A 14,650-nucleotide genomic window follows, 5' to 3' on the forward strand; every position below is an offset into this window, starting at 1 on the left:
TTACGGATTCCTGCCCGGCACGGTAAGCCCACTTCCGAGGTGGGCGAAAATAGGGTTTCTACCGTAATGCCGCTAGCTTCACCGACCGCCGGCGACAAAAGGCGGTTAGTACCGCCAGGAAGTCAGGTCCGCCCCGGCCGGCGCCAGCTCCACCACCTTATCCGCCCACTTCGGGATGAACATCCGGTGGTACCGTAGCCGGCTGATCGCGTTCGGTTGGTCGGGATCGCCGTTCCAGCAGTGCTCGTCGCGGTCGCCGTAGGTGATCTCGCCACCGAAGTCGACGGAGCGGAGGAATTTTTCGGCCAGGTAGACCGCGTTGTTGAGGTAGTAGTTGTCCATGTCCCCGACGTAGATATTCAGCTTCCCCCGCAAATCGGGCGCCAGCTCCGACCAGTCGCGCTGCAGGATGTGGGTGAGATCGTAGTTTTCCCGCCAGTACTCCGCCACTTCGGGGTTGATCTGCCCCGACACCTTATCCCAGATCCGCAGCGGGTAGCCATCCGGGCCCACCGGACTGTACACCGCCTCCCAGATATCCCACTGCTGACCGCTGCGGCTGCGGTCGCCCAGGGCGAGCTCCCGTTGGTTCGACTCGCGGAGGGTGCTCGATACGTGGCCCAGGCTGTCGCGGTGGGCCGGTCGCTCGGTCCGTTTAAACTCGCTATCGAGGTAGTAGGCGTTGGCGTCTTCGTAGAGATTCACCACCGTGTAGGCCCGGAAGTCGATGGGGTCCGGGCAGGACGCGTAGCTGCCACCGTATTCCGTCGGGTACTTCACCTGCACGGCCATAGCCTCCCAGCCGCCGGTGCTCCCGCCGTAGACGAAGCGGGCCCAGCCTTCGCCGATCCCGCGGAACTGCCGTTCGATCTCCGGGATCAGTTCGTAGGTAATGGCATCGCCGTAGGGGCCGAGGTTCTCGGAGTTGACGGCGTAGCTATCGTCGTAGTAGGGGTTGGCGTGCTGGATCTCGATGGCGATCACCCGGGGGAAGTCCGGCCCGGTCCAGGCCCGGTACAGGTCGTAGGCCTCCTGATCCACGATCCGGTTGTAGCAGTCCAGGCCAAAGCGGGCACTGTACGCGCAGGGCTCGGTGGTATCGGGCGGGGTGGTTCTCCAGCCGCCGAAGTCGGCGGGAAAGTGACCGTGCATGATCGCCAGGGGGTACTTTGCTTCGGGGTGGTCGGCCCAACCTTCGGGAAGCAGCACGTGAGCACCCAGGTACATATCGCGGCCCCAGAATGCACTGAGTAACTCGGAACGGATCCTGATGTGCTTCACGTATTCGGTATCCTCCGGCTCCTCGATTTCGGGGATGGCGCTATCGAAGGCCAGTTCGATTGGTGCCGTGCGTCCGCCGGTTAGGGTTATCGCTACCGGCGTGCTGATCAGGTTACCGGGGGCGCGGTGCCACTGCTGGCCTTCGCCGCGGTCCATGGGCAACTGCACGGTATGGCCGTCACTACGGTGGAACGTTTCGTACTTATGGAGCAGTACTTGGGCTTGGTAGCTGCCGTTGGGCAGGTCGGCAAGCGATTCGAGGGGGTAGCCGTAGGCGGTACTGGCATCGACGGTGACGGGCGTTCCGGGTTTCCAGTTTTCCACGTTCTGCCCAAAGAACAGCTGGGTTTCGGGGCCGTCGGAGATCTGGAAGCGGGGCTCGGTGGTGTCGTCCGTGGAGAGCAGAAGCAGCAGCCGACCGTCGAGGGCGCTATCGGCCAGGCTTTCCGGTAGCAATACGGAGAAACTTGTTTGCGCCGGGGCGCGGGTGCAAAACAATACCAGGAAGGAGCAAAGCAGTCGGGTAGGGAGCGTCATGGCCAGGGGGTAATCACCGTGAGGTAAACCGGAAGATACGCTGGCGTCGCTGCTTTTCGCCCCAGGGGGATCGCGGAGGCCCCGCTCCGCCTACCCACCCCTGGGCAAAACGTCTACTGGAACTAGTGCTTTGTCAAGTTAGGAATTGAGACTTGCCGCCAAATGTTGCTACGGACGCTCTTTGCATCAAGGCCAACGAAATCACCCATCAAAAGCATACTTCGTTCGGGAGTTGGGGTTCGACTGCGCTGCAGTCGATGGTGCTTTACCTCCACATACCCGGAGTTGCACTCCGGGCAATGTGGGTTGGACAGCGCTGCGGTCTTGCATGGGCTTGTCAACCTGAAGGGCCAGCCATGTTGCTTGGTGGGGGAGTTGTGGAGCGGCGAGGCACGAAAGGGGAAACCCACCGCCCCTGCTCTAGGGTCGCGACGCTCCAGAAGTGATTGGGAACGGACCATCGCGCCACACGAGATCGGAGACAACCTTAGATGCTGACTTGACACCGCGCTAGTGGCCTGCACAACCATTCCCGGAGCTGGGGACCCGGGGACCCGGGTAGCCGGACTACCCCAGGACCTCCCGGTACAGAATGGGCTCCTTGTACTCCCGCTTGAGGGTATAGCGGATGATGTCGAAAGCCGTCACCACCCCCTTCAGTTTACCCTCCAGGTTGACGACGGGGATGGTCTTGAAACGGCGATCCATGAATAGCTCCGCGGCGGTCCCGACCTTATCCTTCGGCGCCAGTTTGATGATCCGGGTGTTCATGACCTCGCTGACGAGCCGGGACTCGCTGTCCAGGTTCTCGCGGCAGTCGCGCCACATATCGTAGGAGGTGATGAGCCCCAGCAGTTTGTCATCCCGGTCTACGACGGGAAGTTGCTGTAGCTCTTCCCGCAGCATGATCTGGGCGATTTCGCCGACGGTCTGGGATGCGTAGGCGGTGGCTACGTCGGTGGTCATGATCGTCCGCACTTCTTCATTCATCATAGCGAATGGTATTTGCGGCTTTTTGGGCTTATCCCTCTAAATATACGCTACTTTGGACGGAATATCGTGCTATACCCCGAACAACAATCCGGCACTTTTTTCCGTAAGGGAACGGAACCGCCAACCTCCTAATCCCCAGTACCCGACATGGATCCCGTCCGCTCCATTTACCTGACCGCCCTCTGCCTTATTTTGCTGGGTGTTATCCTGACCTGGCAGACCGGCAACGTGCAGTCGGAGCTATTGCTCCTCCCTGCCCTGGCCGCGGCGGGTGCCTATACGCTGGCGCCCCAGCTGCGGTGGTGGTACTGGAAGCGCCATCCACCGGATCTGTCCACGGAGTTGGCACCGCTTCTGGAGCGTTTCCCCCTGTACCGGGCGCTGGACCTGGAAGGCAAACGGGATTTCCGTCGCCGCGCTTTCCTGATCCGGGAAGCCACGGAATACACCGGGATGGCCATCGAAAGCATTCCGTCCGATGTGCGCCTCATGGCCGCCGCCTCCGCGGCTACCGTTACGTACTACCGGGAAGCCTTTCTGATCCCGGGGTTTGAGAACGTAATTTTTTATCCCCACCAGTTTCCCACCCCGGAGCACGACGTGCTGCACGCTTCGGAAATGTACGCGCAAGACGGCGTGATCATCTGGACGCTGAATTACTTTATCCGCTCGGTAGTCGAGCCCGACAAGTACCTCCAACTCGGATTTTACGAGTACACCCGCGCCCTCTTTTTCACCGATCCGGAGGCCCGGCAGCGAGCGGCGGCCCACGCCCTCACCTTCGAGGAGATTCACCGGCTGACGGCTTTTTCCCGGGAGGCGTTGCAAGGCTTCGTCGGATTGGACGACCTAGACCTAGACGCCCTCACCCTTACCGTTTTTCATTCCCACGCCCCGGCCTTTTCCCGGCAATATCCCGATCGCTTTGCCGGATTGCTGCGGGCGTTTCCGTTGCGGCTGCCACAGCTTTCGGTCGCCTAAGCATACAACCGGTCACCACGCCGTCCGTTACCTTTACCGCCATGGAAGACGACCGCCCCCAAGACCCCGCCCCCGAAGCAGATCCGATCATCGAGCCCGTGCCCGGTGAGCTCGTCGTGGATCATTCCGGCCAGTCGTCCGAAAGCCACGAGCGGGTGAACCTCGACCGGCTCCGGGCAGCCGCCGACCAGATTCGTGCCTCCGTCGGAAAGGTGATCGTCGGACAGCACGAGCTCATCGATCTGTTGATCGTTTCGCTGGTTGCCGGCGGCCACGTGTTGGTAGAAGGCGTTCCGGGTATTGCCAAGACGCTTACCGCCCGCCTCGTTGCCCGCACTATCGATGCTACGTACAGCCGCATTCAGTTTACCCCCGACCTGATGCCCAGTGACGTGACGGGCAGCACCGTGCTGAATACGCACGACGGCACCTTTTCCTTTAATCGTGGCCCCATTTTCGGTAACCTCATCCTGATCGACGAGATCAATCGGGCACCGGCCAAAACTCAGGCCGCCCTCTTCGAAGTGATGGCCGAGCAGCAGGTGACCGTCGACGGCATCACCCATTCGCTACCCGACCCCTTCTTCGTGATCGCTACCCAGAACCCCATCGAGCAGGAAGGCACCTATCGCCTGCCGGAGGCGCAGCTGGACCGGTTTTTACTCCGCGTCGTAGTCGAGTATCCCGACCAGGAAGGCGAACGGGATATTCTTTACCGGTTCCGCAATGATTTCCGCCACCGGCAGCTACAGGAGATCGACGCGGTGATCAGCCGGCAGCAGATCGCCGATTGCCGGGAGATCGTGGAGCGGATTCACATTCGGGACGAGTTACTGGACTACATCGCCGCCCTGGTATACCGTACGCGTACGCACCCGGACTTGTACCTCGGCGCTAGTCCGCGCGCCTCCCTGGCCATTCTCCGGCTGGCCAAGGCGATGGCCGGGCTGGACGGTCGTGATTTCGTTACCCCGGACGACATCCAGCGGGTTGCCTACCCCGCCCTAAACCACCGGATTATCCTCACCCCCGAACGGGAGATGGAGGGCGGCGGTGCGAAAGACGTAATCGACGAGATTCTTAAGGCGATCGAAGTACCCCGGTAGCCGGCTTAGCGGATCCGGTAGAGCCCGCTGGCGTGGGGGGCGAGTTCGCGGCTGAATGTCCCGCTGACGGTTCCCAGGTCATCACCGCTCCAGAGATCGGTGACGGTTACCTCTCCCTGGATGTCCAAGTCTTCGAGGGGCACGCTGACTTCCCGACTAAGCGAATCGCCGCGATTGAAAAGGGCTAAATAGGTCCAGTCTTCCTCCGGATGCCGGGAAGTGATTGCCACCTGCGCTTCGTCGCCAAAAAGCAACCGAACGTCCGCGCTCTCGCGGTGCATTTCCAGTACGGCCTCGTTGGTCAGCAGGGCGTTCGTGAAGGCATCGTTGCTGGGGAGGTCGCCGCCGAACATGAGCGGGGAGCGGAAGATGGTGAACAGGGTCATGAGGGTATACTGCTCATCGGGGGTGAGTTCGGTCATGCGGTCGTCGCCCCTTTCCCCGCGTATGGACAGACGACCGAGGGGGATCATATCGCAGTCGGGCCAGGTACCGCCGCCGATGTAGGGGTACCAGGCCTCGCTGACGTCGAAGAGGTGATCGATGTGGTACCAGCTGTCCCAGACGTCGTTGACCATCCGCCACATATTGGCGTGGCCGTCGACGTGTTCGGCGTAATCGACGGGGGTGGGGCCGGGGGAGGTGCTCAGCACGATGGAGCGGCCGGAGTTGTCGATGGCCTTGCGGATCAGTTCGATCTCCTCCTTATGGTAGATCGGCGCGGAGAGGTCGTCGATCTTGATGAAGTCGACCCCCCAGTCGGCGTAGAGCTCGAAGATGGAATTGTAGTATTCCTGGGCTCCGGGGCGGTCGGCAACGATGGTGTAATTGTCGCGGAGCCACTCACACTGCTCCGCGGTGGTGTAAATATCGGCCGCGGTGATGCCGTCGGTTCCTTTGATGGGTAATTGCCGTTCCACCGCCTCGGTGGGCACCCCGCGCATGATGTGGATGCCGAACTTCAGGCCTTTCGCGTGGATGTAATCGGCCAGGGGTTTGAATCCCTTACCGGCGGCGGCGGAGGGGAAGCGATTAACGGCGGGCAGGTAGCGGCCGAAGGAATCCAGCACGTAGATCGGATTGTCCTGATTATAGCCGTGGCGTTTCGTATTCTCCACGAACCAGCGGATGTCGACGACCACGTATTCCCAGCCGTAGTCCAGGAGGTGCTCGGCCATGTAATCCGCGTTGGCCTTTACTTCATCTTCCCGTACCGTTGGGCCGTACGAGTCCCAGCTGTTCCACCCCATGGGCGGAGTGGCGGCCCAGGTGGTGAAATCCGCATCCGCGGCCGTTGCCCCAACGGAATCGGCGGCTTCGGATTCGGTGCTTTTACAGCCGGTGAAGGTCGAAAAAAGGAGTAGGAGGACGTAAATTCTGGTCATCGATGGCGCTTGATCTGGCGGCGCCCTACCGGAGGGTTTCGGGGGTCGCCGTGGCCGTACAAGATAGGCGTAAGTGTCGGGATCACCATTATCCGGCTGATCCCTTCACCCGGGGTTAATCTGCTTCGTAGGCGGCCACCACCTTCTTCATGCGCCGGCTATTGACGCCGAGATCGCTGTGCCCAACGCGGCTGGCGCTGCGGTAGTGGATCACTTTTTCATCCGCGTCGATCAGGAACTCGACATCGTCGACGTAGGGGATCGGCCAGGTTTTGAACGTGTAGTGGAGGTAATTCTCCTCTTCAGACACCAGTTCGGTACGGGACATATCGCCGATTACCCGTTTCAGTTTCGCCTTGGCCTCCGTCGCGCTGCCGGTAAAGGGGATGGGTGCGCGCTGCTTACTCGCCTGCATACTCTGGGTACTTACGCAGTTAGGAGAATCGGGGCAGGGCTTCAGTTCTCGTTGCATCCGGTCGTTTGGATGGACAAGGCGGGTAAGCTCCGCTTTGTTCACCGCCCCCTCGGGGAGGGCGAGGCTGGCTAGCAGGTCGTTGTCCTCGACCGACCGCACTTCGGCCAGTAGTCGCAGGCCCGAAGCGGTGGGCAAAAAGTGCAGCAGGCCGAAGTTCTTCTCGGTCACCAGATCGCTGATGCGCTTATCGTTTGCTTCCCGCGCCGCTTCGTAGCTGTGGGTGAGGCCGCTGGAGGTTACCTCATACACCGGGAAGCCCTGAATGGTGTCGACCATGATTTCCGCGAGGTGACGGTCGCCGCTAATCAAGATCGGCAGTGCCGGCTTCAGTTCGGCGAGCAACTGCATCAGTCGCTCCCGCTCCCGGGGGAAAAGCGCCCATTTCTCGTAGCCGTGATCGGTGGGCAGCACCTGGATACTACTGGCGATGACGTGTGCCCGGGCGTTACTTTGCTGCAATTCATTCCGTAACCAGGTCCACTGGGCCGCGCCGAGCATGCCCCCCTCCTCGTTGGGTCCGTAGCGGTCGCCGGCGCGGACGGCGGGGGACAGCGTATCCCGGAAGTATCGGGTATCGAGCAGGATGACCCGCACGTCCTCGACGAGATAGGACTGGTAGACCCCCTCCCGTTGTCGCACCTCGGCGTTGGGCGGCACCTGTAAAAAATCCAGCATCAGGCGTTTGGCTTCCTCCTTGATGGGCCAGTCGCGGCCGGCGTCGTTGCTGCCGTAGTCGTGGTCGTCCCAGGTTCCGTAGATGGCGGGCACCTGATCGACGAAGGCGCGGTATTCGGGCGCGGATTCCAGTTCCGCGTAATCCTCGGCCATTTCGTCGGTATCGTCGGTATCGGCGTAGATATTATCGCCCAGCCAGAGCCAGGCGGCCGGCTCGTGGGTGGCGATGGTTTTCCAGAAAGCCTGGCTCTCGTCCTGGCGGTTACAGCTCCCGAAGGCGATAGTGAGGACGGAATCGGCCACCGTCACCTGACCGATATCGGCCAGGTCGGCCTGCTGGGATTTGAACGCCTTTCCGACGAGGTAGATCAGGAACACGAGGCTGATGACCGCAACGACGGAGAGGATCTTTTTAAGCATACCGCCGGCGCACGAGTTCGATGAATTCCCGGGCCGTTTCTTCGCGCTCCTCGGCGGCCCAACGGTGCTGCTGGGCCAGATCGATGAGGAGGGGTTTGGCGTTGGACATGCTGCCCTTCAGGTTGAGGGACTTGAGTACGTCGTTCAATTCGTCGTTGCCGTTGAACAGCTTATTGGCGAATAGCACCCGGTTATTAATACTGAGCGCGCGATTCAGGTCAGCGACCCGCTGACGACCGAGGCGGTTGCCGAGGTCGCTGCCACTATCCGTTTCCGCGAAGAGGGCTTCCACATCCGGACTGGCGTTGGGCGCCGGTGCGGGCTGCGGCGGATCGGGTGCCGGCCGCTCGTCGTAGCGGGGCTCGATCTTCGCGGTGTGGGTCGCCATGGCGGGGGGCTGGGGCGGGGGTACCGGCGCGTCCGGGAACTCCGGGGGGGAAGTTGGGTTGGGGCGTTCGGGGGCGGGCACCTCCGGCTGCGGTTGGGGCGGGGGCGGGGCAGTCGGCTTGGGTGGGTCCGGGGGCTTAGGGGTTTCTTTCGGGGGAGCGGGTGGAATCTCCTTCGGCGTGGTTTTCGGTTTCTCCCGCGGCGCGTCGTCCCCAACCTCCAGGTAAATGGTGTACAGGTCACGTAGGTAGCCCAGCATCAGATCTCTTTCGAGGGTGGAGGGCGCGTCATCCTGGTCGTCCAGCTGTAAGCTGCGGTGCAGGGCCGTTATTCGATTGAGTAGTTTATCCGCTTTGGCCTGAGTCATGGCTGCTCAAATTTTAATACCTTGGGCCGCCTAAATTACGGTGGCGGCATGTTTCTAGAACCTCACTTCAGCGGTCAACGCAGCGGATGGCTGGAAGTTATCTGTGGTTCCATGTTTTCGGGAAAGACCGAGGAACTCATCCGGCGCCTGAAACGGGCGGGCATAGCCGGGCAGCGGGTTGCCGTTTTTAAACCCGCCGTCGATACGCGCTACCACGAGGAAAGCGTGGTCAGCCACGATAGCAACTCCTTTCTCGCCACCCCGATCGCCCGCTCCGAGCAGTTGATTAACATTCCCGACGACGTCAGCGTAATCGGGTTGGACGAGGCCCAGTTCTTCGATGCCGATATCGTCAAGCACACCCAGGATCTCGCCCACCGTGGCAAGCGGATCATCATCGCCGGCCTGGATATGGATTTCCGCGGTAAGCCGTTCGGCCCCATGTCCGACCTGCTGGCCGTTGCCGAATACATCACCAAGGTGCACGCCATCTGCTCGCACTGCGGCAACCTGGCTACGCACTCCTATCGCCTTACCCCGGATCAGGATACGGTGGTGCTAGGCGAGAAGAACCTATACGAGGCGCGGTGCCGGAAGTGTTTTCGGATGGGGAATATTTTGGACCTACGCGTTAAGGGAAAGGGCTGAGACGGGGTACGCTCCAACTAAGGCACCGCCGCCCCGGTGGGGAGCGGCGGTGCCGGATAAATTCACTTCAGGATCAGGAACGGTCCCTTACGCGGTTTCCAGGTCGGTAGACAGGCTTAGCTCCTTCCAGGCTTCCATCTCCTTTTTCAAGTCGGCCAGCTTCTTTTCGGCCATAGCGTAGGCGTCGGGGCCGAGCAGCAGGTGCAGGGGAGGATGCTCCGTACCGGCGATGCGGATGATGGCGGCGGCACCCTTGACCGGATCCCCAGGCTGGTTGCCCTGTAGGTGGCTGGTGTGGGCCGATTCACTTTCGCGGATCGCCACGTAAGCGGAAATGGGATGCTCCGGCAGGCCAAGACTGCCGTTATCCAGAAATTCCGTGCGGAAATAACCCGGTGCGACTACGGTAACCTTGATTCCGAACTCGGCCACCTCCGCGGCCAGGGATTCGGAAAGGCCTTCGACGGCGAACTTGGTGCCGCAGTAAACGCCCCAGCCGGGGAAGCCACCGGTGATGCCGGCAATCGAGGAGATATTGATGATGTGCCCCGATCCTTGCGCCCGTAGCTGCGGTAGCACCGCCCGAATGACGTTCTGCGTTCCGAACACGTTCACTGCGTAATTCTTACGCGTTTCGGTATCGGACAATTCCTCCAACCCACCCAGTTGGCCATATCCGGCATTATTGATAATCACGTCCAGACTTCCGAAGGCACCGATGGCTTCGGCTACCGCCTGACCAATGCTAGACTCATCGGTCAGGTCCATTTCCAGCGGAAGAAAAGCCGGAGTAGGCGTACCGGCCGCAGCGATCAGGCCAGCCTTACTGCGTGAGGTGGCGGCTACGGAATGTCCCGCGGCCAATAACTGACGGGTTAACTCCAGGCCAAAGCCTTTGGAAGCCCCCGTGATGAAAAATACCTTAGCATCTTGCATAACAATACTTATTTGATTGCTACAAAGGTGCGGGTACACTCCTAGTACCGGTTTGCAAGGATCGGGCCATTACTTGCAAAATTCAAACACTACGGTAGGCGGTTGGACTTTGTCCCGTATGTCGCTTGAAAAAGTTAGCGAAGTGGGCGGGCTCGCGGAAACCGAGGCTGTCACCGACCTCGGATATATTCCAGTCGGTATGCTTCAGCAGGGCACGTGCTTCGGCCGCGACCCGATTCGCGATAAGGGTGGTCGTAGTTTTCCCCGTAGTTTCCTTTACCGACCGGTTTAGATGATTGACGTGGACGGCCAGCCGTTCGGCGTAATCCCCCGCCGACCGAAGTGTAAATCGCTGCTGCTGGGAATCGATCGGAAATTGCCTTTCCAACAGCTCCAAAAATACCCCGGTGAGTCGGCCACTTGCGTCCACGTTCTCGTACAGTTTCTCCGACGGCTGCAATTTCAGTGCGTAGTGGATCATTTCCGCGGCGTAATTCCGCAGCAGGTCGTACTTATGCGGGTAATCGGAATCTACCTCCCGGAGCATCTTCTCGAACAAATCGGTGACTTCCTTTTCCTGCGCGTCGTTCAACCGGTAAGCGGGGCTTCCACCCGGCTGAAACATGCTCAGCTCGGAAAGTGCCGGTACAAACCGCCCGCTTACAAACGCCTCCTGGAAAATAATGAAGTAGCCATTCACATCCTCCGATAGGCCCTCCCAGGTATAGGGTACCCGCGGATTGAAGAAGATCAGCGTCGGACCATCAATCTCCAGGCTTTTATCCGCGTAGTGATAGCAGTTGTGCCCCCGGATCAGGGTAATCTTGAAGAAGTCCCGCCGGCTGTAGCGCACCTCCCCGCAATTCGGATTCATGACGTTTTCCATTCGAAAAACATTCGCTTCCCCCAAAGCTACCGTAGGCCCCAGATGCGTATCGCGAAAGGATTGAAGGGATTGCGTTGCCATAGTGCGTAAACGCAATAGGCCCTACTCCGGGTTGCTGCCTACCCTCGGTCAAAAGGACGAATCGAATGGTTCAATCCGTGGTAGCTCGCCCGCGGCTCGGTTCCATTTTCCACCTGCTTTTGCGATCTTCTCCGCGGCAACCCTTTGATGACCCGCTTAGTCGTGGAGCGACGGCCCTACTCTGCTATTTGGAGAATCCGCCGTGCGTGACTCGCCTTCACTCGCCGGAAAATGCTATTGCGCACGATGGGTGGCCACCGATTTACGGCGCAGATTTTGCGGGGATTGGCCGCGCCGCTACTTCCTGGTTGTGCGCGTTACTTCGAATTACAAAAATTACCGAATGCGGTACGCGCGTTCTCGGTCTACTTAGCGAAGCTTGGTGTCGTTGCTCCTTCAGTTCCCAGCAACGACGGTATACCAATCGAGCGCCAGCGAGCATCCACGCCTATTCACTAATTCCTGAATTTACCAACTAGTAAAAATACGTCTTGTAGTAGGCCCACCACTCCCGCCAGTTCTTGATTACCATCATAACCAGAAAGATCAGCAAGCCGATGCCGAGGATCCGCGCGGCACGGCCTACTGATTGGTTTTTTTCCCGGCGGGTGCGGTACCGATGACGTGTAGACTGTCTTCCCATGGGATAAAGGTAGTGGCTCCGGGCGCGTTGGGTGCCGAAGGCTTAGAATTCAAACTCGATGGTGTCGCCCGGTTTGATGCCGTCTTCGGACTTACCGTTCTGGCCGGCCTTGGCCGACCCTTTATTCCCGGTGGCGGATCCGTCCTTCGGAAGATAGGGTTCATTCATCTCCTTGATGGAGATCAGCTTGCCGTCGTGCAGTCGGTTACCGAGCGATTTCCAACCCTTTACGTCGATGAATTCGGCGAGCTTCTCGGTGGCCTCCTTCTTGTCCCGCTTGTCCCGCCAGACGTAGGCGATTTCCGGCTCGGGGTGAACGGTGGCCAAGTAAAGTTTGCTCTGCCGGTGGTCGGTGATAAAACTGAAAGCCTGACCGGGCGAGCTGGTTTCGATGTTGAAGCGTTTGACAAGGGTTACGCCCCGCTCCCCTTCGAAGTACACGGCACTGACGACCATGTCGTCCTGGTATTTGCCGATGTAGTACAGGTTCTTCGGATCGTAGCGCCGGGTGAGGTCGAGTTCCTCCCGTTCGTAACTGCCGTCCTTGTAGAGGGTCAGCAGCAGATCGCCGGTGTCGAAGCCGCCGAGGAATTGCCCCCGCTCGTCGAGGTTGAGGCGACCGCTTACTTCGTCCATCCACACCTTCATCGCGCCCAGGGTGCTTTTGCCCACCTCCTTGAGGGTGACCTTCCGGACGGGGTAGCGGGTCATGATGTTGCCCGACGCGCTCCGGCTCTTGATCGCCAGGTCGGAGAAGTCGAAATCGAAGTTTTTCTGCCTGGCCTTGGACGACTGGCTGAGCTGGGCGGTGATAATCTCGGCTTCGCCGTTGGGGTTGGCACTGAAGTACAGGAGCTTCGACCCTTTGGTATCCTTCGTCAGGTTGTACTCCCGGTCGCGGGTGATGGCCGTGACGTTGAACCGCTTGGCCATGGCTCGGCCGGTTTTCCCGTCGAGGTAGACCAGGTTGTAGGTGGTCCGCTCGTCCCCCTTTTTCCACACGTTAACGTGGATAATGTCCTTGCCCACGAAGGTTTTATCATCGATGCGGGTGACGGTCATCACGCCATCGCGGCGAAATACGATGATATCGTCCACGTCCGAGCAGTCGCAGACGAACTCTTCCTTCTTGAGTCCCTGACCTACGAAGCCTTCTTTGCGATCCACGTAAAGCTTGGTGTTGTTGGCCGCCACCGCGGCGACCTCCACTTTCTCGAAGGTGGACAGCTGGGTTTTGCGCTCCCTACCCTTCCCGTATTTATCGAGCAGCCCCTGGTACCAGCTGATGGCGTATTCGGTCAGGTGCTCGAGGTCGTGGCGGACCTGCTTCAGTTCCTCCTCCAGCTTGGCCATCATTTCGTCGGCCTTGAAGCTGTTGTACTTCGAGATCCGTTTGATCCGGATTTCCGTCAGTCGGGTAATGTCTTCCTCGCTGATCTGCCGGATAAGCAGTAGCCGGTTATCGTTCTTTTTAGCCGCGTCACCGGGTTCGCGGACGTACTTTTTCAATCCGGCGAAAATGAGATCGATCACTTCCTCGAAGCTTTCGGCTTCCTCGATGTCACGGTAGATGCGCTTTTCGATGAAGATCTTCTCCAGGCTGGCGAAGTGGATCTTTTCGGTCAGTTCTCCCTCCCGGATTTTCAGTTCCTGCCGCAGGAGGTCCTTGGTCTGCTCGGTATTAAACTGGAGAATATCCTCGACGCTGACGAAATGGGGCTTGTCGCCCTCGATGATCACGCAGGCATTGGGGGAGACGGACAGCTCACAGTTGGTGAAGGCGTAGAGGGCGTCGATGGTGACGTCCGGACTGATGCCCGGCGCCAGTTCGATGAGCAGCTCGACTTCGGCGGCGGTATTGTCGGTGACCTTTTTGATCTTGATCTTCCCCTTGTCGTTGGCCTTGATGATGCTGTCGATCAGGGTCTGGGTCGTCATGCCGTAGGGGATCTCCTTGATGGCGATGAACTTATTGTCGATCTTTTCGATGGTCGCCCGGATTTTGACCCGGCCGCCGCGCTTTCCCTGTTGGTAGTCGGTGACGTCGATGGTTCCGCCGGTGGGGAAGTCGGGGTAGATCTTCACCTTCTTCCCCTCCAGGATCTTGATGCTGGCCTTGCACAGCTCGATGAAGTTGTGGGGTAGAATCTTGGTACTCAGGCCTACCGCGATCCCCTCCGCCCCCTGGGCCAGCAGCATGGGGAACTTCATGGGCAGGTTGACGGGCTCCCGCTTGCGGCCGTCGTAGCTGAGCTGCCACTCGGTGGTCTGGGGATTGAAGACGACCTCCAGCGCGAACTTGGTCAGCCGGGCTTCGATGTAGCGGCTGGCGGCGGCCGAATCGCCGGTCAGGGTATTCCCCCAGTTGCCCTGGGGGTCGATCATCAGTTCCTTTTGCCCCAGGTTCACCAAAGCATCGCCGATGGCGGCGTCGCCGTGGGGGTGGTACTGCATGGTCTGTCCGATCACGTTCGCCACTTTGTGGTAGCGGCCGTCGTCCATTTCCTTCAGGGCGTGGAGGATGCGGCGCTGCACGGGCTTGAGCCCGTCCTCGATGGCGGGTACCGCCCGCTCCAGGATGACGTAGCTGGCGTAGTCGAGGAAGTAGTCCTCGTACATCCCCTTCAGTCCGGGAGCGTCCCCGTCCGTCTCTATTCCGTGTTGATTTTGCATCTGCTGTTCTTCACTCAAAAACCCGGCCGGTTATCGACTTTGGCGGGTTCCTGCGCCCCGTCGCCCAATGTCGCTAACTAACCGCGCACGAAGATACGTAATTTCGGTTTACTAACAAAATGTTTGAAATATAGCTAGTCGTCCGCCGAGCTTGGCTCGTCGGCCGACGGGTCGAT

Annotated in this window: 12 protein-coding genes; 3 read left to right on the forward strand and 9 right to left on the reverse strand. The window is 59.7% G+C overall.

Going from position 1 to position 14,650, the window contains the following annotated elements; all coding sequences use genetic code 11:
• Positions 1 to 105: 105 nt before the first annotated feature.
• A complete protein-coding gene (locus CLV84_RS00165; RefSeq protein WP_104417719.1) occupies positions 106 to 1,818 on the reverse strand; it encodes a hypothetical protein in 1,713 nt (570 codons plus the stop codon).
• A 567-nt stretch (positions 1,819 to 2,385) separates the two neighbouring features.
• The gene (locus CLV84_RS00170; protein ID WP_104417720.1) at positions 2,386 to 2,811 is read right to left on the reverse strand and encodes a CBS domain-containing protein; all 426 of its coding nucleotides are present in this window, start codon (positions 2,809 to 2,811) and stop codon (positions 2,386 to 2,388) included.
• A 147-nt stretch (positions 2,812 to 2,958) separates the two neighbouring features.
• Here CLV84_RS00170 and CLV84_RS00175 point away from each other — a divergent pair, with 147 nt between their 5' ends.
• Both CLV84_RS00175 and CLV84_RS00180 read left to right on the forward strand, forming a co-directional pair.
• Positions 2,959 to 3,792: a hypothetical protein gene (locus tag CLV84_RS00175; RefSeq protein WP_104417721.1), complete on the forward strand. Its 834-nt coding sequence runs from the start codon at positions 2,959 to 2,961 to the stop codon at positions 3,790 to 3,792.
• A 41-nt stretch (positions 3,793 to 3,833) separates the two neighbouring features.
• Positions 3,834 to 4,898: an AAA family ATPase gene (locus CLV84_RS00180; protein ID WP_104417722.1), complete on the forward strand. Its 1,065-nt coding sequence runs from the start codon at positions 3,834 to 3,836 to the stop codon at positions 4,896 to 4,898.
• A gap of 5 nt (positions 4,899 to 4,903) precedes the next feature.
• Here CLV84_RS00180 and CLV84_RS00185 read toward each other — a convergent pair whose 3' ends face one another.
• From CLV84_RS00185 to CLV84_RS22135, 3 genes are all read right to left on the reverse strand, one after another.
• Positions 4,904 to 6,283 (reverse strand): glycoside hydrolase family 27 protein, encoded by a 1,380-nt coding sequence (locus tag CLV84_RS00185; RefSeq protein WP_104417723.1) that lies wholly within the window; start codon positions 6,281 to 6,283, stop codon positions 4,904 to 4,906.
• Between the two features lie 115 nt (positions 6,284 to 6,398).
• The gene (locus tag CLV84_RS00190; protein ID WP_104417724.1) at positions 6,399 to 7,853 is read right to left on the reverse strand and encodes a DUF1499 domain-containing protein; all 1,455 of its coding nucleotides are present in this window, start codon (positions 7,851 to 7,853) and stop codon (positions 6,399 to 6,401) included.
• The gene (locus CLV84_RS22135; RefSeq protein WP_104417725.1) at positions 7,846 to 8,607 is read right to left on the reverse strand and encodes a hypothetical protein; all 762 of its coding nucleotides are present in this window, start codon (positions 8,605 to 8,607) and stop codon (positions 7,846 to 7,848) included. Before CLV84_RS22135 ends, CLV84_RS00190 begins: the two co-directional genes overlap by 8 nt.
• Before the next feature lie 48 nt (positions 8,608 to 8,655).
• On the opposite strand from CLV84_RS22135, the gene CLV84_RS00200 reads away from it, so the two are divergent.
• Positions 8,656 to 9,255 (forward strand): thymidine kinase, encoded by a 600-nt coding sequence (locus tag CLV84_RS00200; RefSeq protein ID WP_104417726.1) that lies wholly within the window; start codon positions 8,656 to 8,658, stop codon positions 9,253 to 9,255.
• Positions 9,256 to 9,342: 87 nt separating this feature from the next.
• Here the strand turns inward: CLV84_RS00200 and CLV84_RS00205 are convergent, their stop codons facing one another.
• The 4 genes from CLV84_RS00205 to CLV84_RS00215 all read right to left on the reverse strand — a co-directional run bounded on the left by CLV84_RS00205 (position 9,343) and on the right by CLV84_RS00215 (position 14,474).
• Positions 9,343 to 10,191, reverse strand: a complete 849-nt coding sequence (locus tag CLV84_RS00205) for an oxidoreductase (RefSeq protein ID WP_104417727.1) — start codon at positions 10,189 to 10,191, stop codon at positions 9,343 to 9,345.
• A gap of 82 nt (positions 10,192 to 10,273) precedes the next feature.
• A complete protein-coding gene (locus CLV84_RS00210; RefSeq protein ID WP_211295107.1) occupies positions 10,274 to 11,077 on the reverse strand; it encodes a helix-turn-helix domain-containing protein in 804 nt (267 codons plus the stop codon).
• A gap of 556 nt (positions 11,078 to 11,633) precedes the next feature.
• Entirely contained in the window at positions 11,634 to 11,801 is a 168-nt protein-coding gene (locus CLV84_RS21620; protein ID WP_170067503.1) for a hypothetical protein, read from the reverse strand.
• A 42-nt stretch (positions 11,802 to 11,843) separates the two neighbouring features.
• Positions 11,844 to 14,474 (reverse strand): DNA gyrase/topoisomerase IV subunit A, encoded by a 2,631-nt coding sequence (locus tag CLV84_RS00215; RefSeq protein WP_104417729.1) that lies wholly within the window; start codon positions 14,472 to 14,474, stop codon positions 11,844 to 11,846.
• Positions 14,475 to 14,650 lie beyond the last annotated feature (176 nt).

Origin of the sequence: Neolewinella xylanilytica, assembly GCF_002934605.1 — a bacterium.
GTDB classification, from domain to species: Bacteria; Bacteroidota; Bacteroidia; order Chitinophagales; family Saprospiraceae; genus Neolewinella; species Neolewinella xylanilytica.

Bases quoted from the DNA above. Each gene is read 5' to 3' on its own strand.
- CLV84_RS00165 (WP_104417719.1), bottom strand. From the start codon at position 1,818: ATGACGCTCCCTACCCGACTGCTTTGCTCCTTCCTGGTATTGTTTTGC.
- CLV84_RS00170 (WP_104417720.1), bottom strand. From the start codon at position 2,811: ATGATGAATGAAGAAGTGCGGACGATCATGACCACCGACGTAGCCACC.
- CLV84_RS00175 (WP_104417721.1), top strand. From the start codon at position 2,959: ATGGATCCCGTCCGCTCCATTTACCTGACCGCCCTCTGCCTTATTTTG.
- CLV84_RS00180 (WP_104417722.1), top strand. From the start codon at position 3,834: ATGGAAGACGACCGCCCCCAAGACCCCGCCCCCGAAGCAGATCCGATC.
- CLV84_RS00185 (WP_104417723.1), bottom strand. From the start codon at position 6,283: ATGACCAGAATTTACGTCCTCCTACTCCTTTTTTCGACCTTCACCGGC.
- CLV84_RS00190 (WP_104417724.1), bottom strand. From the start codon at position 7,853: ATGCTTAAAAAGATCCTCTCCGTCGTTGCGGTCATCAGCCTCGTGTTC.
- CLV84_RS22135 (WP_104417725.1), bottom strand. From the start codon at position 8,607: ATGACTCAGGCCAAAGCGGATAAACTACTCAATCGAATAACGGCCCTG.
- CLV84_RS00200 (WP_104417726.1), top strand. From the start codon at position 8,656: ATGTTTCTAGAACCTCACTTCAGCGGTCAACGCAGCGGATGGCTGGAA.
- CLV84_RS00205 (WP_104417727.1), bottom strand. From the start codon at position 10,191: ATGCAAGATGCTAAGGTATTTTTCATCACGGGGGCTTCCAAAGGCTTT.
- CLV84_RS00210 (WP_211295107.1), bottom strand. From the start codon at position 11,077: ATGGAAAACGTCATGAATCCGAATTGCGGGGAGGTGCGCTACAGCCGG.
- CLV84_RS21620 (WP_170067503.1), bottom strand. From the start codon at position 11,801: ATGGGAAGACAGTCTACACGTCATCGGTACCGCACCCGCCGGGAAAAA.
- CLV84_RS00215 (WP_104417729.1), bottom strand. From the start codon at position 14,474: ATGCAAAATCAACACGGAATAGAGACGGACGGGGACGCTCCCGGACTG.